This is a genomic window from Lipingzhangella halophila, assembly GCF_014203805.1.
Classification (GTDB): domain Bacteria; phylum Actinomycetota; class Actinomycetes; order Streptosporangiales; family Streptosporangiaceae; genus Lipingzhangella; species Lipingzhangella halophila.
The window spans coordinates 2,065,450-2,088,206 of the sequence record NZ_JACHJT010000001.1 but is presented as its reverse complement, the minus strand read 5'-3'; the positions used below and the strand labels follow the sequence as shown (position 1 = coordinate 2,088,206).

The 22,757-nt window shown below is 69.9% G+C and carries 23 protein-coding genes; 12 read left to right on the top strand and 11 right to left on the bottom strand.

Features of this window, described 5'->3' with window-relative positions; all coding sequences use genetic code 11:
• Positions 1-61 precede the first annotated feature (61 nt).
• The 3 genes from F4561_RS09430 to F4561_RS09420 all read left to right on the top strand — a co-directional run bounded on the left by F4561_RS09430 (position 62) and on the right by F4561_RS09420 (position 2,367).
• Complete coding sequence (locus tag F4561_RS09430; RefSeq protein ID WP_184576789.1) at positions 62-736, top strand: hypothetical protein; 675 nt, start codon at positions 62-64, stop codon at positions 734-736.
• 105 nt (positions 737-841) lie between these two features.
• Positions 842-1,516: a hypothetical protein gene (locus tag F4561_RS09425; RefSeq protein WP_184576787.1), complete on the top strand. Its 675-nt coding sequence runs from the start codon at positions 842-844 to the stop codon at positions 1,514-1,516.
• Between the two features lie 167 nt (positions 1,517-1,683).
• Complete coding sequence (locus tag F4561_RS09420; RefSeq protein WP_184576785.1) at positions 1,684-2,367, top strand: maleylpyruvate isomerase N-terminal domain-containing protein; 684 nt, start codon at positions 1,684-1,686, stop codon at positions 2,365-2,367.
• Positions 2,368-2,486: 119 nt separating this feature from the next.
• Here the strand turns inward: F4561_RS09420 and F4561_RS09415 are convergent, their stop codons facing one another.
• Positions 2,487-3,488, bottom strand: a complete 1,002-nt coding sequence (locus F4561_RS09415) for a helix-turn-helix transcriptional regulator (protein WP_221445423.1) — start codon at positions 3,486-3,488, stop codon at positions 2,487-2,489.
• Positions 3,489-3,637: 149 nt separating this feature from the next.
• On the opposite strand from F4561_RS09415, the gene F4561_RS33195 reads away from it, so the two are divergent.
• Genes F4561_RS33195 through F4561_RS09405 form a run of 3 tightly spaced genes read left to right on the top strand, consistent with a single transcriptional unit; the run spans position 3,638 to position 4,223 of the window.
• Positions 3,638-3,763, top strand: a complete 126-nt coding sequence (locus F4561_RS33195) for a hypothetical protein (protein ID WP_281384054.1) — start codon at positions 3,638-3,640, stop codon at positions 3,761-3,763.
• Positions 3,760-3,978 (top strand): MerR family DNA-binding transcriptional regulator, encoded by a 219-nt coding sequence (locus F4561_RS32445; RefSeq protein WP_184576783.1) that lies wholly within the window; start codon positions 3,760-3,762, stop codon positions 3,976-3,978. The genes F4561_RS33195 and F4561_RS32445 overlap by 4 nt, the downstream gene beginning before the upstream one ends.
• Positions 3,975-4,223, top strand: coding sequence for a hypothetical protein (locus F4561_RS09405; protein WP_184576781.1), 249 nt, complete (start codon positions 3,975-3,977; stop codon positions 4,221-4,223). Before F4561_RS32445 ends, F4561_RS09405 begins: the two co-directional genes overlap by 4 nt.
• Before the next feature lie 387 nt (positions 4,224-4,610).
• Here F4561_RS09405 and F4561_RS09400 read toward each other — a convergent pair whose 3' ends face one another.
• From F4561_RS09400 to F4561_RS09380, 5 genes are all read right to left on the bottom strand, one after another.
• Positions 4,611-5,717, bottom strand: a complete 1,107-nt coding sequence (locus F4561_RS09400) for a pentapeptide repeat-containing protein (protein ID WP_312885586.1) — start codon at positions 5,715-5,717, stop codon at positions 4,611-4,613.
• 230 nt (positions 5,718-5,947) lie between these two features.
• Positions 5,948-7,090: a galactokinase gene (gene galK, locus F4561_RS09395; protein WP_184576777.1), complete on the bottom strand. Its 1,143-nt coding sequence runs from the start codon at positions 7,088-7,090 to the stop codon at positions 5,948-5,950.
• On the bottom strand, positions 7,087-8,046 hold the full coding sequence (gene galE, locus F4561_RS09390) for a UDP-glucose 4-epimerase GalE (protein WP_184576774.1): 960 nt from the start codon (positions 8,044-8,046) through the stop codon (positions 7,087-7,089). The genes galK and galE overlap by 4 nt, the downstream gene beginning before the upstream one ends.
• Positions 8,043-9,119 carry a galactose-1-phosphate uridylyltransferase gene (gene galT / locus F4561_RS09385; protein WP_184576771.1) on the bottom strand — a complete coding sequence of 359 codons (1,077 nt, stop codon included), beginning with the start codon at positions 9,117-9,119 and terminating at the stop codon, positions 8,043-8,045. The genes galE and galT overlap by 4 nt, the downstream gene beginning before the upstream one ends.
• Complete coding sequence (locus tag F4561_RS09380) at positions 9,119-9,916, bottom strand: DeoR/GlpR family DNA-binding transcription regulator (RefSeq protein WP_184583412.1); 798 nt, start codon at positions 9,914-9,916, stop codon at positions 9,119-9,121. Before F4561_RS09380 ends, galT begins: the two co-directional genes overlap by 1 nt.
• A 459-nt stretch (positions 9,917-10,375) precedes the next feature.
• Between F4561_RS09380 and F4561_RS09375 the strand changes: the two genes are divergently transcribed.
• From F4561_RS09375 to F4561_RS09360, 4 genes are all read left to right on the top strand, one after another.
• Positions 10,376-12,058: a sodium:solute symporter family protein gene (locus F4561_RS09375; RefSeq protein WP_184576768.1), complete on the top strand. Its 1,683-nt coding sequence runs from the start codon at positions 10,376-10,378 to the stop codon at positions 12,056-12,058.
• 16 nt (positions 12,059-12,074) lie between these two features.
• On the top strand, positions 12,075-12,356 hold the full coding sequence (locus F4561_RS09370; RefSeq protein WP_184576765.1) for a hypothetical protein: 282 nt from the start codon (positions 12,075-12,077) through the stop codon (positions 12,354-12,356).
• A gap of 325 nt (positions 12,357-12,681) precedes the next feature.
• Positions 12,682-12,837, top strand: coding sequence for a hypothetical protein (locus F4561_RS09365; RefSeq protein ID WP_184576762.1), 156 nt, complete (start codon positions 12,682-12,684; stop codon positions 12,835-12,837).
• A gap of 56 nt (positions 12,838-12,893) precedes the next feature.
• A complete protein-coding gene (locus tag F4561_RS09360; protein ID WP_184576758.1) occupies positions 12,894-15,800 on the top strand; it encodes a glycoside hydrolase family 2 TIM barrel-domain containing protein in 2,907 nt (968 codons plus the stop codon).
• Positions 15,801-15,893: 93 nt separating this feature from the next.
• Here F4561_RS09360 and F4561_RS09355 read toward each other — a convergent pair whose 3' ends face one another.
• Positions 15,894-16,676 carry a class I SAM-dependent methyltransferase gene (locus F4561_RS09355; RefSeq protein WP_184576755.1) on the bottom strand — a complete coding sequence of 261 codons (783 nt, stop codon included), beginning with the start codon at positions 16,674-16,676 and terminating at the stop codon, positions 15,894-15,896.
• A 542-nt stretch (positions 16,677-17,218) separates the two neighbouring features.
• On the opposite strand from F4561_RS09355, the gene F4561_RS09350 reads away from it, so the two are divergent.
• Positions 17,219-17,860 (top strand): LysE family translocator, encoded by a 642-nt coding sequence (locus F4561_RS09350; protein WP_184576752.1) that lies wholly within the window; start codon positions 17,219-17,221, stop codon positions 17,858-17,860.
• A 20-nt stretch (positions 17,861-17,880) separates the two neighbouring features.
• On the opposite strand, the gene F4561_RS09345 is transcribed toward F4561_RS09350, so the two are convergent.
• The 4 genes from F4561_RS09345 to F4561_RS09330 all read right to left on the bottom strand — a co-directional run bounded on the left by F4561_RS09345 (position 17,881) and on the right by F4561_RS09330 (position 21,727).
• A complete protein-coding gene (locus F4561_RS09345) occupies positions 17,881-18,495 on the bottom strand; it encodes a class I SAM-dependent methyltransferase (RefSeq protein WP_184576749.1) in 615 nt (204 codons plus the stop codon).
• 170 nt (positions 18,496-18,665) lie between these two features.
• Positions 18,666-19,304, bottom strand: coding sequence for a dihydrofolate reductase family protein (locus tag F4561_RS09340; protein WP_184576745.1), 639 nt, complete (start codon positions 19,302-19,304; stop codon positions 18,666-18,668).
• 147 nt (positions 19,305-19,451) lie between these two features.
• Entirely contained in the window at positions 19,452-20,294 is an 843-nt protein-coding gene (locus F4561_RS09335; protein WP_184576741.1) for a DUF1963 domain-containing protein, read from the bottom strand.
• Between the two features lie 227 nt (positions 20,295-20,521).
• The gene (locus tag F4561_RS09330) at positions 20,522-21,727 is read right to left on the bottom strand and encodes an MFS transporter (protein ID WP_312885199.1); all 1,206 of its coding nucleotides are present in this window, start codon (positions 21,725-21,727) and stop codon (positions 20,522-20,524) included.
• Between the two features lie 53 nt (positions 21,728-21,780).
• On the opposite strand from F4561_RS09330, the gene F4561_RS09325 reads away from it, so the two are divergent.
• On the top strand, positions 21,781-22,527 hold the full coding sequence (locus F4561_RS09325; protein ID WP_184576738.1) for an AraC family transcriptional regulator: 747 nt from the start codon (positions 21,781-21,783) through the stop codon (positions 22,525-22,527).
• The last annotated feature ends 230 nt before the right edge of the window (positions 22,528-22,757 follow it).

Sequence of the window (22,757 nt, the reverse complement as noted above, 5' to 3'; positions counted from 1 at the left end):
GTGGTTGGTAGTCTCCCCGACTCGACCGCTTGGTGGCCGCTCCCACAAGGAGGATCCCCCGATGGCCGTTCCCCCGGCACCCGACCCCGCCGTGCTCCGGCCCAGAAAGCTCTGGTTCTGGGTGGGCGGCCTAACCATCGTTCTCGGAATCGTCGGGGGAATCACCGGGTTCGTGCTGGGCGTCGCCTCCGTTGCCTCCAACATCACCACCGCCGCCGAGTTCAGCGCGGGTGGGAAGGCCACCTTCGAGGCCGAGCAGGCCAACACCGACTCCGACTTCTGGAAGCTCTTCGCCAACCAGGACATACCCTTCAGTGACGTCGAGCGAGACTGCGAGGTCACCGGGCCCGACGGGCAGGTGGCGCTCTCCCAGCCGGATTACGGCAGGAACTCGACCGTCGACGGAGAGACACGGATTCTCATCTCGCAACTCGATATCACCGAGCCCGGCGAATACACTATTGAGTGCGACGCGAACACCTATGCCTACTTCACCGTGGGCTACGGCCCGCACGCGGCCTCTGCCACACTGGGGATCGTGGGATCCATCGCCGCGCTGTTCCTGGTGCCGCTGCTGGGCGTCATCGCGGGCCTGACGATGATCGTGGTGACCGCGGTGCGGCGTTCCCACCACCGGACCCGCCTCCAGGCCGCCAGCGGCTACGGCCCGGGCCAGTACGGACCCGGCCAGTACGGCCCTCCGGACAGCTACAGAGCGCCCCCGGGCAAGACCTAGCCAGCGGTGACCGGTGCGGCGATTCGACGAACATGGTTGGTTGATAACCTCGCCTCAACTCGACTGCGGCCGCTTGGCGGCCACCCCTGCGAGGAGGATCCCCCGATGGCCGTTCCCCCGGCACCCGACCCCGCCGTGCTCCGGCCCAGAAAGCTCTGGTTCTGGGTGGGCGGCCTGGTCATCGTTCTCGGAATCGCAGGAGGGATCACCGGCTTCATCCTGGGCATCGCCGGTGTCGTCAACAGCACCAGCACCGCCGCCGAGTTCGACGCGGGTGAACCGGCCACCTTCGAGGCAGACGAGGCCAACACCGACTCCGACACCTGGAAGCTCTACGCCGACCAGGACATCTCTTCCCGTGACGCAGAGGAGAACTGCGAGGTCACCGGGCCCGGCGGGCAGGTGGCAATCTCCGATCCGGGATACAGCAGCGAGACCACCGTCAACGACGAGAGGTGGGTCCTCGTCGCACAACTCGACATCACCGAAACCGGTGAGTACACCGTTGAGTGCGACGCGAGCACCAATGCCGGGTTCAGCGTGGGCTACGGCCCGGGCCTCGGTGATAACGCAATGGGGATCGTGGGATCCATCGCCGCGCTGATCCTGGTGCCGCTGCTGGGCGTCATCGCGGGCCTGACGATGATCGTGGTGACCGCGGTGCGGCGTTCCCGCCACCGGACCCGCCTCCAGGCCGCCAGCGGCTACGGCCCGGGCCAGTACGGACCCGGTCAGTACGGCCCTCCGGGCGACTACGGAGCGCCCCCGGGCAAGATCTAGCCAGCGCTAGGCGGCGCGGCGGGCGCCGTCCCGCCCCGAATCCGACCATGCGGACAGGCTCGGCGCCGAGACCGACCCCGCAGACATCCCCGATGAGCCCTGCGGCCGAGCAATAGCAGCGCACCGTGGACTGTGCTCGGGTTGTGCCCATTGGTACCTTTGCCCGCATGAATCAGGGTCGGGTGTTGGACGTATTCCGCTGTGAGGCGGGGGAACTCTCCCGGGCGCTCACCGGCGTCTACGGTGCCGAGTGGGAGCGTCCAACGCGGTGCGCGCCCTGGTCGGTGCGCGAGCTTCTCGGGCATGTCCGCGTGGCGACCGCGTGGCTTCCGGACATGCTGGCCGCGTCTCCCTCGGTCGCGGCGGAGGTGTCGGCCGCGGAGTACTACCGGCCCGACGACCGGTATGCCCCCGAGGCCAACCGGGACCGGATCGACCTCGCCCGCGCCCACGTGGCCGCACAGCCCAGCGATGCCGCGCTCGTCGACGACTTCACCGCCACCTGGGAACAGGTGGACCGGCTGTGCCGGGCCGAACCCGAGGACCGTGTGGTGCGCACCCGGCACGGCGATGTGATGCTGCTGTCGGAGTTCCTACTCACCCGGGTGGTCGAGGTCGCGGTGCACGGCCTGGACCTGGCCGACGCGCTGGGGCGCGAGCCGTGGCTGACACCCCAGGCCGGGGATGCCGTACTGGGGCTGCTGCTCGGCCCCAACCAGGAGGCCGCGGCGCAGGATCTCGACTGGGACCACCCCGAGTTCCTGCGCAAAGCCACCGGACGCGCGCCGGTCCACGAGGCGGACGCCGCACGGCTCGAACAGCTCGGCATCCGGTGGCTCACCACGGGATAGCGCGCACCCTCATCGGCGATCGTGAGGGTGTGGTTCCTGCACAACGCCCTGGAATTTCGGAACTGCGCCATTCCGGAAGCACCTTATTGGCCGATTTCCGCAATCTGCCGGTAGATTCCTCACGCGGCCTGCGCTTGCTCCAATGCGACCCGGTACTCACGAGTCCATTCCGCATCCCGTTGCTCTGTGGGAAGACCGTCCAGTCCAGCCCGGAGGTTGGCCGCTGCCTCCGCGTTATCCCCCAACGCGAGGTGGACAAGGCCCATACCCATACGGGAAAAAGTGGGAGACAGCCAGTAGGCGGTATCCGGGGCCTCTGTGCCTGCCGCTTCGTCGGCGAGGTCAGATGCCTCGCCCAACAGCCGCCGGGCCGTCTCACGTTCCCCGAGAAGCGCGTACCCATGTGCCGCTTGGACCGCGTCCCCGACACGTTGCAGTGGCGCCGCTCCGGGCGTGTGGTACGCGGCGGAAAACCATCGCACGACAGCCCGGGGCCGCCCCTGTTGGCGCGCCAGGTAGCCCTTGAAGTTGGCCGCTTGCGCGACTAGCGGACCGTCGTCCAGATCGTCGGCGCGCTCCTCCGCTTCGGTGAGGTAGCGAACGGCGTACCGGTCATTGCGTGCTTCGGCATGGAGCCACCCCAGGAACTGCACATATTCAGCGGCCACGTAGCGAAGCGCATCTGCGTGGGGGCCGCGAGCCTCACGCGCCAGCTGTTCTACAGACTCCCACTGTGCTGCGGTGGCCGGCAGCATCGTGGTAGCAGGAAGGGAGTCGTCCAGCCGTCGTTGCGCCGCGAGTACATCGGCGAGCGCGGCTACGGTGCCGGCATCCACATGTGAGGGTGCGGCAAGGCTGTGGGCGATACGGTCGCGGTCATCCTCGTTCATCATCGCCGAGGTTACGCGTTCAAGCTCGTCCCGAGTAATGCCGAGGACCGACGCGAGATGGGACAGCCAGAACGTCGGCACCCGACGCCCCTTTTCCCAGCGGTAGATCTCCTGGCGCGTCAGCGTGGCGCGTCCCGCTTCCTGACACAAGGCGTCGGCCAATTGCTGTTGCGTCCAACCGAGTGATTTGCGGTGTCGCTTGAGCATCTGGTGAATGGTCTCGGGGGCCATGAATCCATTGTGGCTTATGAAAGCTGGCCTACAAGTGGCCTACTGCTGGCCGATCCCACGACCTGCCTTTACGGAGAAGGGTGGGAAACACGAGACCCCCGCGACGGATTACGGCCGTCCGGGGGCACGGCCACCAGCCCGAGGAGCTGATGACGTTGACCAGTCTGCCACCGCGCCAAAGCGCGCGAATCCGGCCCTACCTGCTTATTCAGGCCCACGCGTTCGGCCAGTTCGCAGGCCTGGCTCTCCTGGCCGGTCTGGGGGTGCACCGGTGACCGCCCCCGAGGGGAACAACCCCTACCAGCACCTGAACTTCCTCGTGCTGTCCACCGGGGAGGCAGCACACGAACTGGGCATCTCCCCCTCCACAATGCGCCAGTGGGCCCGCGCGGGACGCATCGCCTGCGTCACCGACCACAACGGGTGGCGCCTGTTCGGCATGGGCGACGTCTACGCCCTGCGGGACGCGGTGCGGGAGGAGAACCGGTGACCCTCACCCCTACGGAACGCCACACGCTCAGGGACCTCGTTGACGAACTGATCGCGGCCACCGAGGACCGCACCTACTGGCTCGGCACAGTACGCGAAACCTCCCTTGAAGTGCGCGAACTACTCACCCGCCACGACGATTCAGAATCCCCAACGGTGAAGCGAGTCACCGCCAACTGGAAGTGCCCCGCACCCGGATGCCGGTTCGCTGCTATCAATCCGATCGGCCACCCCTGCCCCCTCTGAGCCGACCACAACCAAGCGGAAGACAGCCCACCAGGGCCAACGTCACCGAGCACAGACCTCCGTGCGTCGTCCCACGCCGGGCCACGCGCGGGGGTCACTTCACGGGGTCGCGCAGTTCCGCAGGCAGCCGGGGGGTCGAACTCCCCCTGGCTCACCACAGGGCCATTGGACTCCATGTGGGCGCGCCACATCTCGGGGTGCTCACTATGGCGCAGTGGAACCAACCACCCAGTGTCGTCACTGGGGACGTAGATGGTCTCCGGTATGAAGGGCTCTCGGGGAACAGCGGAGACAGCCTTCCGGCCAGCGTTCATACCTGCCCCGTACCACTGCACCCCCAACACTGCACCCACCGGCGGTTCCCTCGTTGGTAGGGATCTCGTATCTCTACACGGTTCCTTCCGTGGGGCGAGCAGGCCCGACTTCGCCAGTGACTCTCCACACCCCTGACTCAACTTCCTCTGAGCGAACTCGTATGCGATCAGCTAAGTCCCGGCTGGGCCAAAGCGTGGAAGGCGTCCATATAACGTTAGTCAAGTTAGCTTCAGTCAGTTCCGCATCTTTGAGCTGCGCGCCCCCCAGGAACGCGTCATTGAGCTGCGCGCCATTCAGGCTCGCGCGGTTGAACTGCGCGCGATGCAGGAGCGCGTGGTTGAACTGCGCGGCATCCAGGCTCGCGCGGTTGAACTGCGCGCCCATCAGGTCCGCGCCGTTGAGCTGCGCGTCCCCTAGGAGCGCGTCATTGAGCTGCGCGCCATTCAGGAGCGCGTGGTCGAGCTGCGCGTCCACTAGGAGCGCGTCATTGAGCTGCGCGGCATCCAGGCTCGCGCGGTTGAACTGCGCGCCCTCCAGGAACGCGTCATTGAGCTGCGCGCCATTCAGGCTCGCGTGGTCGAGCTGCGCGCCCCGTAGGTCCGCTCCCCGCAAATTCGTCCGTCGGAGATCAACGGGGTTCGGCTCAACCCGTTTCGGGCGTCGAGCGAGCACGGTCAATGCGGCCTGGATATCCGTCGCCGGTCGATCCTGCGCTGTGTCTTCGGGCTCGTCTTCCGTTCCGATCGGCGGATGCATCCACCGCCCACGATCCGCCGAAATCGCCCGCTCCTCCAGTGCTGGCGCATTCTCGCGGACGAACGACGCCAGCACCTCCACCACCGTGGAGTGATCCCGCTCCGACTCGCGCATCAGGTGCTCCAGCGCGTAGATGCCGCCGATGCGCTCTTCCATCTTCTCCGAGGCCAACTGCGCAATGGCCGCCGTGTAGCGGTCGGTGAACTGGCCCCGCCGGTTCAGCAGGTAGTTCGTCGCCGTGAACACCAGCGCCGACAGCGCCGCCGTACCTCCCGCCGCCTGCAACAGCGTCTGACGCACCGCGTTCATCGCTGCCGCCTGATCCTTACCCGGCAAATCCAGCACCACCGGACCCGCCGCCCACCGTGCCACCGGACCCAGCAGCGCCCACAGCACCACCACCACGACCGGCACCACCAGCACGGCAAGCAACCGCATCCGATACCGCCGCACCCACAGCAGCCCAGCCGATCCCAAACGTCGAAATCTCCGCATAGCCAGCATTCCACCGCATCAACGGCCTCACTGGGACGGCTCTAGTGAATGCGCACCCCACACCGGCTCAAGGACTGTCCCGACCGGGGAGTTCGTCTAAACCCGCACCCCCGAGCTGTGTACCGCGGTCAGGGCCGGGCGGCCGGAGCCGTGCGCGTTCACGCCTCTCGGCGGGCCCCGGCCGCGGGGGTGACGGTGAAGGTCTCCGGCGGGGTGAAGCCGTTGCGGTGGTATGCCGCGCGCACCGCCTCCGTGCAGGCGCTGGCCCGGTGCTCGTCGACCAGGGCGATGACGCACCCGCCGAACCCGCCGCCCGTGATGCGAGCGCCCAGGGCCCCCGCTTCCAGGGCCGCGTCCACGGCGGTGTCCACCTCCGCGACGCTGACCTCGTAGTCGTCGCGCAACGAGACATGGGAGGCGGTGAGCAGTGGGCCGACGTCGCGGAGCTTCCCGGCGCGCAGCAGCTCCACGGTCCGCAGCACCCGTTCGTTCTCGGTGACCACGTGGCGCACCCGGCGCCGCGTGCGGTCGTCGTCCAACGCGTCAAGGGTCTCGGGGAGCCGCGCCGCGTCGATCTCCCGCAGCGCCGGCACTCCCAGAGTCCGCGCGGCCTGCTCGCAGCAGCGGCGGCGTTCGGCGTACTCGCCGCCCACCAGCCTGTGCGGCGCGCGCGTGTCGATCGTCAGCAACGCCAGGCCGTGTTCGGCCAGGTCGACCGGCACCTGCTCGGTCTGTAGCGAACGCGTGTCCATGAACAGCGCGTGGCCGCGTTCGGCCAACAGCACCGCGGACTGGTCCAGGATGCCGCACGGCATTCCCACGAACTCGCCTTCGGCGTGCTGGGCCGCGCGGGCGATGCTCCTCCTGTCGGTGTCGATGCCGTAAAGGTGCAGGGTGGCCAGCGCGGTGGCGCAGGTCAGTGCCGCCGACGAGGACAGGCCCGCTCCGGTGGGGATCGTGCTGTCAACGAGCAGGTCGAGCCCGCCGACCCGGTGGCCGCAGCGGAGCAGTGCCCAGATTGCGCCGGCGGGGTAACCCGCCCAGCCGGTTACCGACCCCGGTTCCAGCTCGTCGACCGCGACGTCGGTCGCGCCGGGTTCCTGCCGGGAGCGCAGCCGCACTGTCCCGTCGTCGCGCCGCGCGGCGGCCACGGCCAGGGAGTGGTCCAGGGCCATGGGCAGCACGAACCCGTCGTTGTAGTCGGTGTGCTCCCCGATGAGGTTGATCCGCCCCGGTGCGCTCCACACGCTCTCGGCCGGGTATCCGAAGGTCCACTCGAACTCCGCCGCGGTCCCGTTCATCGGTGTGCGCTCCGTTCCCGGGTGAACGACCAGGCGTCGGCGACAATCTCGTCGATCGTCCGGCGCACCTCCCAGCCCAGCTCCCGCTGGGCACGTTCGTTTCCGGCGACGAGCACCGCGGGGTCGCCCGGCCGGCGCGGGCCCTCGACCGCGGGCACCGGCTGGCCCGTGACCCGCCGGACGGCGCCGAGCACCTCGCGCACCGAGTACCCGCTGCCGGTCCCGAGGTTGTAGACCCGGAAGCGGCCCGGTGCGACCCGGTCGAGGGCGCGCAGGTGGGCCTCGGCGAGGTCGACGACGTGCAGGTAGTCGCGTACCGCCGAACCGTCCGGTGTGGGGTAGTCGGTGCCGTGGATCTGGGCGTTCTCGGCCGAGCCGGCGGCCACCCGCAGGAGGTTGGGCACGAGGTGGGTCTCGGGGTCGTGCCGCTCACCGAGCGGGCCGCGGGCCCCGGCGACGTTGAAGTAGCGCAGGCTCACCGCCCCGAGCCCGTAGGCCTGGGACCAGGACTCCAGCATCCGGTCGGTGGCGAGCTTGCTGGCGCCGTACGGGTTGGTGGGCAGCGCCGGGTCGGTCTCGGCTATCGGGGTCGAGGCCGGTTCGCCGTAGACGGCCGCGGTGGAGGAGAACACCATCCGTTCGGTGCCGTGCCGGCGCGTCGCCTCAAGGAGCGCGAGGGTGCCCGCGACATTGGTGCGCCAGTACGGCCCCGGGTCCCGGGTGGACTCGCTGACCAGCGACTTCGCGGCGAAGTGCAGGACGGCGCCGTAGGAGGGGTCGAGTACGTCTCCCGCTTCGGTCACGTCGGCCGCGACGAACGACGCCCCTTGGGGAACCGCGTCGCGGTGGCCGGTGGAGAGGTCGTCGAGCACGGTGACTGTGTGTCCGGCCTGGAGCAGCAGCGCCGTGACGACGCTGCCGATGTAGCCGGCGCCCCCGGTGACCAGGATTTTCATGGTGCGGCCTCGCGGAGTCGTTGGGCGGTGGTCTCGGGAAGGACGTCGTTGACGAAGACGCCCATGGCGGCCTCGGACCCGGCGAGGTACTTGAGCTTGCCCGGGGCGCGCCGCACGGAGAAAAGCTCCAGGTGCAGGTAGGCAAGGTCCCGCTGGGTGCGCACCGGGGCCTGGTGCCAGGCGGCGACGTAGGGCAGGGGCGCGTCGAACAGGCGGTCCAGCCGCCCGAGAATGTCGAGGTAGAGCAGGCTGAAGTCGTCGCGTTCCGCGTCGGTCAGCTCCGGCAGGTCCGCGACGCGCCGGTTGGGGTAGATCCGCAGCTCGACCGGCCAGCGGGCGGCGGCCGGCACGAACGCCGTCCAGTGCTCGCTCCGCCGAACCACGCGAACCCCCGCGTTCCGCTCGGCCCGCAGGTCGTCGGCGAACAGGTCGCGCCCGGTGCGTTCGCGGTAGCGCTGGGCGGAGTCGAGCGTCCGGCGGGTGCGCGGGGTGCGGAAGGAGTAGGCGTAGATCTGGCCGTGCGGGTGGTGCAGGGTCACCCCGATCTCGGGGCCGCGGTTCTCGAAGCAGAACACCTGCTCCACGCCGGGCAGTTCGGACAGCTCGCGGGTGCGGTCGGCCCACACGTCGACGATGGTGCGTACGCGCCGCGGGCTGAGGTCGACGAACGAGGCGTCGTGGTCGGCGGCGAAGCACAGCACCTCGCAGCGCCCCTCCCCCGCTCTCCGGGGGACCGGCAGTTCCTCGGTGCCGTCGTAGGGCGGGTCGCCGAACGCCAGTGCCGGGAAGCGGTTCTCGAAGGCCACCACGTCGTAGGAGGACGCGGGGATCTCGGTTTGCCGGCCTCCTCCAGAGGGGCACAGCGGGCACTCGGCGGTGGCCGGCAGGTGGGTGCGTCCCTGCCGGTGGGCGGCCAGGACCACCCACTCCTCCAGCAACGGGTCGAACCGCAGTTCCGAGGCGGTCGGCGGCGGCGCGGGGTCGCGGGGGTCCCGGAGCTCCCGTTGCGCGTCGGACTCGTCGAAGTAGATGATCTCGCGCCCGTCGGCGAGCCGCGCGGAAGTCTTCCTCATCAGCCCGCCTGTTCCGTGGCGCCGTCGCCTTCGGCGATGCGAACGCTGGCCACGCGCTCGGCGAGGGTCTCACATGCCCGGGGGCCCAGCCCGGAGTCGGTGACCAGCACGTCGCACCGGCTCAGCGGGGCGATGGTGCTGAGCCCCACAGTGCCCCACTTGGTGTGGTCGGCCACGACCACGAGTGTGCGGGTCGCCTCCACGAGCGCCTTGTTCGTCTCGGCCTCCATGAGGTTTGGGGTGGTGAACCCCGCCTGTTCCTGCATGCCGTGCACTCCGAGGAAGAGGATGTCCAGGTGCAGGCTGCGCACAGCGGTCAGGGCCAGTGGGCCGACGAGGGCGTCCGAGGGGGTGCGGAACCCACCGGTGAGCGCGACGGTCTGGTCCGGGCGGGCGGCCCGGTAGAAGACGTCGGCCACGCGGGGGCTGTTGGTCACCACCGTCAACCCGGGGACGTCGCGCAGGTACTCGGCGACGGTGCGGGTTGTCGTTCCCGCCGAGAGCCCCACCGCGCTGTCGGGTTCGACGAGCCGAGCGGCCTCGCGGGCGATGGCATGCTTCTCGTGCTCCTGACGTTGCGCCTTGATCTCGAACCCGGGCTCTTCGGTACTGGCACCGGAGGGCGCCACGGCACCGCCGTGTACCTTGCGGATCGCACCTCGGCTCTCCAGGGCGTCCAGGTCGCGCCGGATCGTCATGTCCGACACCGCGAAACTCTCGACAAGATCGGTGACCCGCACCCCGCCGGATCGCTGCACCCGTTCGAGTATCAGCTCCTGCCGCTGCGCAGCCAGCATCCGCGCCTCTCCCCTGCTCCCGGCAGCACCCGACCAGACACGTTGGTCCCGCACCTCGAACACCACGCGTCTGGTCATTCGTGTTGAAATGTGTTTGATTAGTTTTTCATGTGTGTGGCAGGTGTCAACCACTCTGCCCCACGTGACCCGGAACCTCGGTGCGCGGGCCCTCGGATCTATGCCTCCGACCTCGCTAACGGCTACCTCAGAGTGGATAGTTCCGCGAACCACCGAGCACGGTGTGCCCGGCACCGACACGAAAACAGATACGTTCCCCACCAACCACACGTGCTACTGAACCGCAGGTCAACCAACGACACTGCGCTGTTCTGGGGGATCTGGTTTGCCCGTGTTTGACCTACCGCCCGATACGGGCACTCGTGATTCAAGTGGTGCGCATCGCCAGCGCGGCCTGGCTTTGGGTTCCAACAACCACGATCGCAGAGAGGACCGGCCGGCGTGCAGGTGCTAGCCCAAGAGCAACTACGGCTGGACGCCAGCGCGATCGACTACTCGTTGCTGGCGTTGTACTTCGTCTTCGTCCTGGGCGTTGGCCTCATGGCACGGCGCTCGCTCTCCACCAGCCTGGACTTCTTCCTGTCCGGGCGGTCGCTGCCGGCGTGGGTGACCGGCATCGCCTTCATCGCCGCGAACCTCGGTGCCATCGAGATCATCGGCATGTCGGCCAACGGCGCCCAGTACGGCATGCCGACGATGCACTACTTCTGGGTGGGCGCCGTACCGGCCATGCTGTTCCTGGGCATCGTGATGATGCCGTTCTACTACGGCTCCAAGGTGCGCAGCGTCCCGGAGTTCATGCTGTTCCGGTTCGGCAAGGCCGCGCATCTGGTCAACGGCATCAGCTTCGCGACCGCCCAGATCCTCATCGCGGGCATCAACCTGTTCCTGCTGGCCAGTATCGTCAACCTGCTGCTGGGCTGGCCCCTGTGGGTGTCCCTGGTCGCGGCCGCGGCCGTGGTGCTCACCTACACCGCGCTCGGCGGGCTCTCCGCGGCGATCTACAACGAGGTGCTGCAGTTCTTCGTCATCGTCGCGGCGCTGCTGCCGCTGACCCTCGTCGGGCTGTACAACGTGGGCGGCTGGTCCGGGCTGGTGGAACAGGTCAGTGCCAGCCCCGGCGGGGCCGAGCAGCTCTCCGCCTGGCCCGGCAACGAGCTCACCGGGTTCACGAGCAACTTCCTCAGCGTCTTCGGCATCGTCTTCGGCCTCGGGTTCGTGCTCGCCTTCGGCTACTGGACCACGAACTTCGTCGAGGTACAGCGCGCGATGGCCTCCAGAAGCATGTCGGCGGCCCAGCGGACCCCGATCATCGGCGCCGTCCCCAAGCTGCTCATCCCGTTCATCGTCGTCATCCCGGGCATGATCGCCGGGGTCTCGGTCTCGGAGATGGTCGCCCACAAGGCGGGCGAGGCCACCAACGTCGACTACAACGACGCGATCCTGCTTTTGATGCGCGACCTGCTGCCCAACGGCATTCTCGGCGTCGCCCTAGCGGGGCTGCTGGCGTCCTTCATGGCCGGGATGGCGGCCAACCTGAGCTCGTTCAACACGGTGTTCACCTACGACATCTGGCAGGCCTACATCGTCCGGGACAGGCCGGACCGCTACTACCTCAACATGGGCCCGTGGGTGACGGTCGGCGCCACCATCGGCGCCATCGGCACGGCGTTCATCGCCTCCACCTACGAGAACCTGATGGACTACCTCCAACAGCTCTTCTCGTTCTTCAACGCGCCGCTGTTCGCCACGTTCATCCTCGGCATGTTCTGGAAGCGGATGACCCCGGCCGCCGGCTGGAGCGGGCTGGTGCTGGGAACGCTCTCGGCCGTGGTCGTGTTCGTGCTCGCCGAGACCGGCGTTCTCGACCTGCCCGGCCAGGGGGCGGCCTTCGCCGGCGCGGGCGCGGCGTTCGTTGTCGACATCGTGGTCAGCGTCGTCGTCAGCCTGCTTACCCGGCCCAAGCCCGAGTCCGAGCTGGTCGGCCTGGTCTACTCGCTGACCCCCAAGGCCGCCCGAACGGCCTCCCGAACCGGCGAGAACGCGGGCTGGTACCGGCGACCGGGCCTGATGGCCGGTCTTGTCCTCGCGCTCACCATCGCACTCAACCTGATCTTCGGCTGACGAGGAGGCACACCCGATGAGCACCACGAGCCCCGGCAGCCAAGAGCGCCGCCGCGCCGCCGGCCTGTTCGACATCAGGCTGGTCATCGCCCTGCTGTTCGTCATCTACGGCGTGGTCCTGACCCTCATGGGCGTGAATCCGGCCCCCGAGGCCATCGAGCAGGCGGCCGGCGTCAACATCAACCTGTGGTCGGGCATCGGGATGCTCGTCTTCGCCGCGCTGCTCGGCATCTGGGTGTACCTGCGCCCGGTCCGGGTGCCCGAAGAGTTCGAGTCCGGATCCGAGTCCACCGACTGACACCCACCGGCTGACACCACACGTGCCGGGTCCCGCCGCGCGGCGGGACCCGGCACGTCTGTGTTGGAACCTGTTGGAGACCGTGCCCGGGCCGCGTGACCTGCGACCGCCCCGCGGACGGGCGGCCACCGCGCCGGACAGCACAGGACCCACCGCGCGAACACTCCGGACCGGACCGGCCGCGTATTTCGGCTGGCCGCCGAAAACGAGTGTTCGATTGTGGTGGGAAGTGTTGACTAAATATGAACACTCCGCCGATGATGTGGGCGCTTCTGCGTGACCGGTTTCATATGCGTTCGAACGTTTGTTGGCGAGAGGGTCCACGATGCGACACTCCAGTAAGGCGGGCCCGTCGGGTGTGCCCCGCCGCGCTCTGCTGCGCGGGCTGGCCGACGGCCCGACGGTGCTCACCCGCGCCGGCATCCAGCTGCCCGACCTCAACCCGGCCCAGGCGGTCCTGCTGCACGCCCGGGCCGCGTAACCCGCCCTTGACACCCTTGCCGCACCGCAGTCGTCCCGCCCGCGTTGAGGAGCGCCGTGACCAGCACGCAGCCCGCGTCCCCGCCCTACTACGAGAGCTTCGCCCCCTCGGCGGGCACCCGACCGCCCCGCGCCCGGTTCCGCTCCGACGCCCCCGAGCTCGACCTGGACTGCACGTGGCGCTTCCGGCTGCTGCCCCGCGCTGACCAGCCAACCGGCGGGTTCGAGCAACCCGGGTTCGACGACTCCGGGTGGGACACGCTGCCCGTTCCCGCGCACTGGCAACTGCACGGCCACGGCCGGCCTGCCTACACCAACGTCAGCTACCCCTTCCCCATCGACCCGCCGCATGTGCCCGACGACAACCCCACCGGCGACTACCGCCGCGTCTTCGACCTGCCCCACGACTGGCCCGACGGCCCGGCCGTGCTGCGTTTCGACGGGGTGGACTCCTGCTTCGCGGTCTGGCTGAACGGCACCGCGCTGGGCTACTCCACCGGAAGCCGCCTTCCCACGGAGTTCGACGTCGCGCCGCTGCTGCGCGGGGGACGCAACACGCTCGCGGTCCGGGTGCACCAATGGTCGGCGGCCAGCTACCTGGAGGACCAGGACATGTGGTGGCTGTCGGGCATCTTCCGCGACGTGCGCCTGCTGTCCCGGCCCGCCGGCGGCCTCGACGACTTCTTCCTGCACGCCGGCTACGACCACACCACCGGAACCGGCACGCTCCGCGTCGACACCCGGACCAGCGCCCGGATCACCGTGGAGGAGCTCGGCCTGTTCGACGCCCCGGCCGCCGCCGTGCACGAGGTCGGCCCGGTCGAGCCCTGGTCGGCCGAGACCCCCCGCCTCTACCACGGTGTGCTGGCCACCGCGGCCGAACGCGTTCCGGTGCGCATCGGTTTTCGCACCGTGGACACCTCCGGCGGGGTGCTGCGGGCCAACGGCCGCCCCCTCCTGCTGCGCGGTGTGAACCGGCACGAGTGGCACCCCGACAGCGGCCGTGTACTGGACCACGCGACCATGCTCGCCGACGTGCTGCTGATGAAGCAGCACAACATCAACGCCGTGCGCACCAGCCACTACCCGCCCCACCCCGACTTCCTCGACCTGTGCGACGAGTACGGGCTGTGGGTCATCGACGAGTGCGACCTGGAGACCCACGGGTTCGAGGAAGTCGGCTGGCGCCGCAACCCCAGCGACGACCCGCGGTGGGGCGAGGCCACGCTGGAACGGATGCGGCGCATGGTGGAACGCGACAAGAACCACCCGAGCGTCATCATGTGGTCGCTGGGCAACGAGGCCGGGACCGGGCAGAACCTGCGCGCCATGGCCGAGTGGACGCGCCAGCGCGACCCCGGCCGGCCGATCCACTACGAGGGGGACCCGGACAGCCCGTACGTGGACGTCTACTCCCGGATGTACGCCCCGCACGAGGAGGTCGCGGCGATCGGCCGGTACGCCGAACCCGGGACCGCGGACCCGGCCAACGACGCGCACCGGCGGGCCCTGCCGTTCGTGTTGTGCGAGTACGCCCACGCCATGGGCACCGGGCCGGGCGGGCTCGCCGAGTACCAGGAGCTCTTCGAGACCTTCGACCGCTGCCAGGGCGGGTTCGTGTGGGAGTGGATCGACCACGGGATCCGGCGCCGTGAGCCTGACGGCACCGAGTGGTTCGGCTACGGCGGCGACTTCGGCGAGGTGCTGCACGACGGCAACTTCGTCGCCGACGGGCTGCTCTTGCCCGACCGCACCCCCAGCCCCGGCCTCGGCGAGCTCAAGAAGGTCTACGAGCCGGTGCGGATCTGCCCCGACCCCGCGTCCGGGACTGTGCGCCTCACCAACACCTGGGCATTCGCCGACACCTCGGGGCTCGCCTTCCTCTGGAGCGTGACCGAGGAGGGCGTCGTGGTCGCCGAAGGACAGCTCGCCGTCGACGCCCTGCCGCCCGGCGGCAGCACCGAGGTGCCCCTTCCCGTGCCCCCGGTTCCCGCCACCGACAGGGAAAGCTGGCTGAATGTGCGGGCCGTCCTCGGCGGCGAACGCGCCTGGGCGCCGGACGGGCACGAGGTGGCCTGGGGGCAGGCCCAACTCGGCAGCACGGCACCGCGCCCCGAGCCCGCCGGGGCCGCACCCGCCACGGGAACCGAAGGTGTGCTGACCCTCGGGCCGGGAACCTTCGATTCCGCATCGGGCGCGCTACGAAGCATCGGAGGCGTCCCGGTGTCCTCCCCCGTGGCTCTGGACCTGTGGCGCGCCCCCACCGACAACGACCACGCGCAACACGGCATCTCCGTGGAGGACCAGTGGCGCCGGCTCGGACTGGACCGGCTCACCGAGCGCCGCGTCGCCACCGAAATGGCGGAGGACGGCCTCGTTGTGCGGTCCCGCGTCGCCGCCGCGGCCAGCGACCTGGGAATGCTGGTCAGCTACACCTGGTCCGGCGACGCGGACCGCCTCCTGCTGACCCTGGACACCGAGCCCGACGGGCGGTGGCCCTGCCCCCTGCCCCGCCTGGGCGTCCACCTGGCGCTCCCGCCCGAGCTGGGCGCGGTCGAGTGGTTCGGCCGCGGCCCCGGTGAGGCTTACCCGGACATCCAGCGGGCGGCCCGGGTCGGGCGCTACACGCGCTCGGTCGACGAGCTGCAGACGCCCTACCTCCGCCCGCAGGAGAACGGGAACCGCGCCGACACCCGCTGGGCGTGCTTCCGGGCGGCGGACGGTACCGGGCTGCGGGTCGAGGGCCACCCCGTATTCGACTTCTCGGCGCGCCGGTGGAGCACCCGCGCCCTCGACAGTGCCCGGCACCCGCACGACCTCACCCCGGAGGACCGGATCCACCTGCACCTCGACCTGGCCCACAACGGCATCGGATCGGCCTCGTGCGGCCCCGGGGTGCTGCCCCAGTACGAACTGCGCCCCACGGGCCACCGGCTGCGACTGGCGTTCACCCCGCTCCGCTAGGCCGCCGCGGGCCGGCGGCGCGCAAAGGCGCCGCCGGCCCGCGGCTGGGGTGCGCCCGCCGCACGGGTCCCGGCGAAGGGCGCACCCCCGGCCTCAGCCGCGCGGGCGCAGCACGTAGCCCACGTAGCCGTAGTCGGCTCCGTGCGCACGCCGCAGGCCGATCTCACGCCGCAGGTGGCCGGCGGCCTCAAGCGCGAGTGCGTCGCCCGGGTCTATCCCGGCGATCCGGGCTTCGAGCGACGTGTAGTACTCGGCGAACCAGTCCTCGTCGGGCAGGAGGTAGGTCGCCACAACCGTGTACCCGGCCGCCGTGGCGATGGCGACGTTCTCCGCGGTGGTCCGCGGCGGGTACACGGCGTCCCAGAACTCCCGCGCCTCGGAGTGAGGGGTGCCTGTGAGCCACCCGAGCTCCGTGACGACGAGGACCCCCTCAGGGGCGAGCAGCCGGCGCCACGAGCGCAGCGCCGTGTCGAACCCGATGTTGTAGGCCGCCGCCTCCGACCACACCAGGTCGAAGGAGCCATCGGGATAGGGCAGGTCGTCCATGGAGCGGTTCTCCGGGGTGATCCGCTCTGCCACAACCGCCTGTTCCGCCGCGGCGCGCAGCTCGTCGAGGAAGCGCGGGTAGAGGTCGATCGCCGTGACCTCGGCTTGGGCTTCCTGCGCGAGCAGTAGCGCCGCGGGGCCGGGGCCGCACCCCAGGTCCAGCACGCGGGGACGGGACGGGATGGGCTGTGCCAGGGACAGCAGCCGCCGGGTGGTGGCCGCGGACCCTGGTCCCTGGCGGGCCAGGCCGTGGTGCAGCTCAAGCGCCGCCTTCAGGGACGGGTCGTCGAAGTCGAACTCGGACGGGCCCGTTTCGGAAGAGTGGTTCATCGTCGCTGGTCTCCAGCTTGTTCATGATGTTCGCGGTGGAAAGTTCCCGGTTGCGGGACGCCATGGGGCGTCACCGAACCGCTACGGCCGCGGACCCTCACTCTTCCCGTGCGCGGCGCGCCGTGCGCGGCACGGCACGCGGTGGCCGGGGATCAGCCGGTGCGCGGGAGGGTGGTCCGCGGACCGCCAGCGACAATCACCGCATTGTTCGTCACCATGTGACCTCTCCTTCCGTGTGGCCGAATCCGGGAAATTAGCATCGCGCCGTCGACCGGAGCTATTGGTTTTCCACCGGAAGGACCGGGGCGCCCGCGGCGTCTCGGGCACGCGGTGGGCACCGGTGCGGCCGCTGCGCGCCCACGGCCGGCACGGTGGTTACGGGGTGTCGCCTTCGGCGCCGTCCTCGCCGGCCATGCGGAACGCGCCCGCTTCATCGTGGCCGGTACTGGTCTGCCGCGGATCACACACCGAAGTGGCCGGGCCACGGGTGCCCTGGGCCTATGCTGAGCCGGGCGGTCTGGCTTCATGGGAGGAATCAGTCCATGTCAGTGACTTTGGTGCTCGCGTTCGCGCTGGCGGTGTTCGTACTCAGCATCACCCCGGGCCCGGACATGATGTTCGTTGTCGGCAACGGCCTGACCGGTGGCCGCCGGGCCGGAATGGTCGCGGCGCTTGGCATGTCGACCGGATTGGTCGTCCACACCTTGGCCGTGGCGTTCGGTCTGGGCGCTGTGATCGCGAGCGCACCGGCCGTGCTGGACGGGGTGCGGATCGCGGGGGCGGTTTTCCTGCTCTATCTCGCTGTCACGACGTGGCGGGCGAGTGGGCGGCAGGCGAGCGAAGCGCAAGCCGAAGTGGCCCAACCGCGCCGCTCGCTACGCAAGGTCTACGTGCTGGCGATGCTGACGAACCTGGCCAACCCCAAGGTCGTGTTGTTCTACCTGGCGTTCCTGCCGCAGTTCCTCACCGAGGGCCCCACCGCCTGGCCGGTCACGGCGCAACTGCTCACCCTTGGCGCGGGGTTCATCGCCATCGGCCTGGCGGTCGACGGGAGCGCCGGAGTGCTGGCCGGAACCCTGAAGGACCGGCTGTTGCGCCGCGTCTCCCTGCGCCGTTGGCTCGACCGGATCGTGGCATCGGTGTTCGGTGGGCTCGCTGCCCACCTCGTTCTCGGCACCCGGTGACCGCGCACCACAGCCGACCCCTAAGCTGGCGGTTTTTCCCACGTCAGGGAGTACCGGCGCAGCACGTGGCGGCGGTAGCGCACGCCGGGCAGTAGCCGCCGCGCCGTGGTCCGTACCTGCCGGTAGCTCATCCGCGGTTGGGCGATCGGCATCCCTTCCGGGCCGCTCGCCCTGAGCAGCACCTTGAGGGTCCGCATGATCGGGGCCGCCGCGATGGTGGCGGCCCACTCCGCTGGGCCCGTTTCGCGCCCCAAGCCGACCACCACGAGCCTGCCGCCGGGGCGGAGCAGCTCCCGCATCCGGGTCAGGGCCGTCTCGAAGTCCATGTGGTGGATCGTGCTCACCGAGCAGACGAAGTCGAAGCCCTCGGCTGGCAGGTCCGCGGTGCGGAAGTCGCCCTCGATGAGGGTCAGCTCCGGGTACCCGGCGGCGAGCACGCGGGCACGGGCGATCATCCCGGGCGAGTTGTCGATCCCGGTGACCCGCTTCGCCCGCCCGGTCAGTTTGCGCGCCAGCAGGCCGTCCCCGCAGCCGACGTCCAACGCGTCGCCGCATTCGTTCGGGACGGCACGCAGGATTCCCGGGTGCCGGGCGACGTTGGTGTTCCAGTACGGCCGCGGATCGGACTGGCGCATTGGAGCATCGTAGGCGCCACCACCCCCTCACGAGTCCAAAGAGGACACCCGCGGCGGGCGAGCGGGCGAACGCACCGCCCGGCCCCGTGGCCCGGCCTCCTCCGGCGTCCCCATTCGCCGGCGGCGGCCGGGCCACCCCCTTCCATAGGCCGGTGCGGTGGCCGGGATAGCTAGCCCGCGACGCGGTACTTGATGTGGGTGACCCCTGGGGCGTCGACTACCCGCACCTGCTCCAGTTGGGACTGCCCCACCCCTTCGAACAGCCGCTCGCCCCCGCCCAGGATCACGGGGGCGACGTGCACGTAGAACTCCTCGACCTCCCCCGCTGCGAGGTACTGCCGCAGGACGTTCGCCCCTCCCGAGATCAGTACGTCCTGGCCGTTCGCCGCCTTCCGTGCCTGCTCCAGCGCGGAGTCGGCGCCATCGGTGACGAAGTGGAACGTGGTGCCCCCTTCCATTTCCAGGGGGTCGCGCGGGTGGTGGGTGAGCACGAACACCGGCGTGTGGAACGGCGGGTTGTCGCCCCACCATCCGCGCCAGGGGTCCTCGCCCCACGGCCCGGGGCCGCCGCCGAACATGTTCCGGCCCATCACAACGGCGCCGACGCCTGCCTGCACCTCCTCCACCACGGGTGTGCTGGCGGTGACCTCCCCGCCGGACAACCCTTGCTCGCGCCGCCACGCCTCCAGCGGGAACACCCATTCGTGCAACTTCATGCCGCCCTCACCGAGCGGGTTCTCCTCGCTCTGCCGCGGCCCCGCCATGTACCCGTCCAGCGAGACAGCGATCTGGAACCTCACCGTGCTCACAACTTCTCCTTGGTCGACTCGACTTGGCACTATCCTTCGCCACACATACAGACCAGGCGCGGCCGCGAAACTCATCGCCGCCCGCCGGCCGGAGTCGCTGGATCAGGTTCCGTGGCCGGAGACCGGCGGGCCGGTGGCGTCCACCGCTCAGTTGCCGATCTGGTAAAAGGACTCGTTCATGTCGCTCATCTGCGCCACCCGGTCGTAGCGGAACTCCGCCATGTCCTGGCGGGGGATCACCCAGTACGTGCGGACGTCTTCACCCTCAGGCCACAGGCTCGCCTCCCACTGGGCGATCATGCACCAGTCGCGCATCCCGAAGAGCTCCTGCTCACCGAAGAAGCGGCAGGGATCGCCCTGCATATGCGCCGGATACCCACCCATCCACAGCACCCGGCCCCGCCTCTCGAGGAGGTTCAGCATGGTGGCATGCCCGGCGTCGTCCAGTTGTCGTCTATAGGGGCGGAACAGCTCGTTGAGTTCACCGTCGAGGGCGATCACGGCGTTGCTGCAGGTGGGCAGGCTCCAGTCGGCGGTGCACCGGAGCGGGAACGGGGTGCGGAAATGGTCGGGCTCCTCCGGAGACTCATCAAGCCGCCACTCACGCACCGGTGTGTCCTTGGCAACGTGCAGCAGCGTGTGCGCGCTAATCTCCACGCCGTACCCGAGTTCGCTGGCGTCCTCCGCGTCCCTGGTGGCGAAGAGGAGCAACGAGCCCTCCCCGGGCAGCACCAACCCCGGCACGTCGGGCGGTAGAGCGCCACAGTCGACCGAGGCGATGTAGTGCGGATAGGCGCCCAGGTCAATATCGTGCGGAACGTGGGGATGCCCGCCGTACCAGCCGGCCGGGCGCTCCCCCGACCGCACGTCGGCCTCGTCCATCCGGGTGAACACCAACTGCGCGACAGCCAACCCGAGCCACCGGTCAGCGACATCCTCCGGAACCCCGGATTCGAGCAGTTGGGGTTTCAACGACTGAAGATCATCCATGGGCGGTGACGCTATACCGCCACACTGACAATCCGCACGGGGGAACCGCGTCCCTCACCCGAAGTCGCACTGTTCGCACCTCTGGGGCGCGTCGACGGGACCGCCCGGCCCAGCTCCCGGTGTGGCAGCGCCGGTGCGGCTCGCGTACCTGGTCGGCGAGTTCGGGGGCTGGGCCGCACACCGCTGTGCCGGGAACGACCGCGTTGATGTCCGGCCCTCCGAACAGCTCACCCAGAACCGCCGCTGTCCGCACCCGTGGACGCGGCGGATTCGAGCGTTCCGGGCTCGTGCAGAGTGCGCAGCGCCAGCCAGCCGAGGGCGGGCAGGACGATCAGAGGCGCCAGCGCGACCTGCAGGGAGGCGGCGTCAGCGGCGGCGCCGATGAGTGGGCTGGCGAGGCCGCCAACGCTCACGGTCAGGCCCAGCGTGACGCCGCTGGCGGTACCGACCCGCCGGGGCAGGTAGTCCTGGCCGAGTGTGACGTGCAGGGAGAACGGCACGTACAACCCCACCGACGTCAGCGCGACGAACAGGAAGAGCGTCGGGCCGGGCACGAACACGACACCGGCGACGGCGAGGATGGTCAGTGCGTAGGACCAGCGCACTACCGGCAGGCGGCCGAAGCGCGTGGCCAGCCAGCCGCCGGCCACGGTGCCCACGGCACCGCCCAGATAGAGGACGAACAGTGCCGCGGTGCCGGCGACCTCGCCGCCCGCGGTGCGCTGGTCCGCGTAGAGGGCGATGAACGCGCTCAGGCCGATGAAGACGATCGAGCGGCACACCACGGCCCCCGACAGCCTGGCGAACGAAGGCCAGTCGTCCGTCTCATGGGAGCGCCCTTCGCGCGAGGCGGCGGAAAGCGGGGTGGCGCGCCCGACCATCCGCAGAGCCGCCACGCACAGGGCAGCGCCGACAAGGGCCGGCACCACCAGAAGCGGCGAGGCGTTCAGGCCGCCCGTCGCGATGACGGCGCCGACCATGAGGGGCGAAGTGGCGAACCCGAGGTTGCCCCCCAGCGAGTACCAGCCCATCACGGTGTGGCTGCCGCGGCTGGCGACACGCGCGACACGGGCGGCTTCGGGGTGGTAGGCGGCGACACCGATACCGGAAAGGGCCACGACGGCCAGCGTCAGCGGATAGGAGCCGGTGACGCCGCACAAGGCGACCCCGACCCCGCCGGCCGCGGTACTCACCGGGAGCAGCCAGGGCATCGCCCGCCTGTCGGTGAGCACGCCGAACACCGGCTGCACCACCGAGGAGAGCAGGGACGCGGCGAGGACGAGGCCGGAGGCGGCGGCGTAGGTGTAGGACTGCTCGGCGACGAAGTACGGCACGAGCGCGGCCACGGTCCCCTGGTAGATATCAACGCAGGCGTGCCCCAGCGCCATCAGCGCGATGGGACGGGAACGGAACGAGGGGCGGTTCGTCGACACCCCTCGATAGTGCCGGGGCGCCGGCTGTCGCACTTCCGATAAAGTGCCAAGATATGCCGGAGATCCGCCACACCCCGGTAGCGCCAACCCGCGCCACGACACTCGCCGCCGGGGAGCGCATCGACGCCCACCGCCACGACGACCACCAGATCATCTACGCGGGTTCCGGCGTGCTGGCGGTCACCACGGAGGCGGGCACCTGGTTCGCGCCGGGCACCCGCGCCATCTGGGTGCCCGCTGGCACCGTTCACGCCCACAGAGCCCACGGCCATCTCGACCTGCGCCTGCTCGGCCTACCCGCGGACGACAACCCCTTGGGCATGGATGGGCCCGCGGTGCTCGCCGTCAGCCCCCTGCTGCGTGAGCTGATCCTCGCCTACACCCGCGACCCGGCCGACACCGGCCCCGAACGCGGGCGGTTGCGGGGTGTGCTCCTCGACCAGCTTCGCGCCTCCCCCCAGCAGCCCATCCATCTGCCCACGCCCACCGACCCGCGGCTGTCCGCCGTCTGCGCCCTGCTGCACCACGACCCCGCCGACTCCCGCCCGCTCGCCGCGCTCGGCGCCCAAACCGGTGTCAGTGAACGCACCCTCAGCCGCCTCTTCCGTTCGGAGCTGCGCATGTCGTTCCCGCAATGGCGCACCCAGCTACGCCTGTACCACGCTCTGCGCATGCTGGCCGACGGCGCGGCGGTGACCACGGTCGCCCACCGCTGCGGATGGTCCTCCACCAGCGCCTTCATCGACGTCTTCCGCCGCGCCTTCGGCCACACTCCCGGCACCCACAACCGCCAAGCCTGAACGGCCGTGCCCCGCTGCGGGGGTGTTCGTACTGGGGCACGGGTGGGCGAATGCCGATGTGCCCATACACGCGAGGGCGCACGGGGACGTTCAACCGCTGGCCAGTACGTAAGCCGGCCTGCAGTGGTCAGGGTTGTTGGCCGGTGCCGTTGCAGGCGCCGCACCGAGTGGTTCCGGAGCTCTGCCCGTCAGCTCCGTCGTGGCCGGTACTGATCTCACCGCTGCCGCCG

What these genes read in the sequence shown, in the direction of transcription:
- F4561_RS09430 (WP_184576789.1), top strand. Translation starts at nt 62, where the DNA reads ATGGCCGTTCCCCCGGCACCCGACCCCGCCGTGCTCCGGCCCAGAAAG.
- F4561_RS09425 (WP_184576787.1), top strand. Translation starts at nt 842, where the DNA reads ATGGCCGTTCCCCCGGCACCCGACCCCGCCGTGCTCCGGCCCAGAAAG.
- F4561_RS09420 (WP_184576785.1), top strand. Translation starts at nt 1,684, where the DNA reads ATGAATCAGGGTCGGGTGTTGGACGTATTCCGCTGTGAGGCGGGGGAA.
- F4561_RS09415 (WP_221445423.1), bottom strand. Translation starts at nt 3,488, where the DNA reads ATGGCCCCCGAGACCATTCACCAGATGCTCAAGCGACACCGCAAATCA.
- F4561_RS33195 (WP_281384054.1), top strand. Translation starts at nt 3,638, where the DNA reads ATGACGTTGACCAGTCTGCCACCGCGCCAAAGCGCGCGAATCCGGCCC.
- galK (WP_184576777.1), bottom strand. Translation starts at nt 7,090, where the DNA reads ATGAACGGGACCGCGGCGGAGTTCGAGTGGACCTTCGGATACCCGGCC.
- galE (WP_184576774.1), bottom strand. Translation starts at nt 8,046, where the DNA reads ATGAAAATCCTGGTCACCGGGGGCGCCGGCTACATCGGCAGCGTCGTC.
- galT (WP_184576771.1), bottom strand. Translation starts at nt 9,119, where the DNA reads ATGAGGAAGACTTCCGCGCGGCTCGCCGACGGGCGCGAGATCATCTAC.
- F4561_RS09380 (WP_184583412.1), bottom strand. Translation starts at nt 9,916, where the DNA reads ATGCTGGCTGCGCAGCGGCAGGAGCTGATACTCGAACGGGTGCAGCGA.
- F4561_RS09370 (WP_184576765.1), top strand. Translation starts at nt 12,075, where the DNA reads ATGAGCACCACGAGCCCCGGCAGCCAAGAGCGCCGCCGCGCCGCCGGC.
- F4561_RS09365 (WP_184576762.1), top strand. Translation starts at nt 12,682, where the DNA reads ATGCGACACTCCAGTAAGGCGGGCCCGTCGGGTGTGCCCCGCCGCGCT.
- F4561_RS09355 (WP_184576755.1), bottom strand. Translation starts at nt 16,676, where the DNA reads ATGAACCACTCTTCCGAAACGGGCCCGTCCGAGTTCGACTTCGACGAC.
- F4561_RS09350 (WP_184576752.1), top strand. Translation starts at nt 17,219, where the DNA reads ATGTCAGTGACTTTGGTGCTCGCGTTCGCGCTGGCGGTGTTCGTACTC.
- F4561_RS09345 (WP_184576749.1), bottom strand. Translation starts at nt 18,495, where the DNA reads ATGCGCCAGTCCGATCCGCGGCCGTACTGGAACACCAACGTCGCCCGG.
- F4561_RS09335 (WP_184576741.1), bottom strand. Translation starts at nt 20,294, where the DNA reads ATGGATGATCTTCAGTCGTTGAAACCCCAACTGCTCGAATCCGGGGTT.
- F4561_RS09325 (WP_184576738.1), top strand. Translation starts at nt 21,781, where the DNA reads ATGCCGGAGATCCGCCACACCCCGGTAGCGCCAACCCGCGCCACGACA.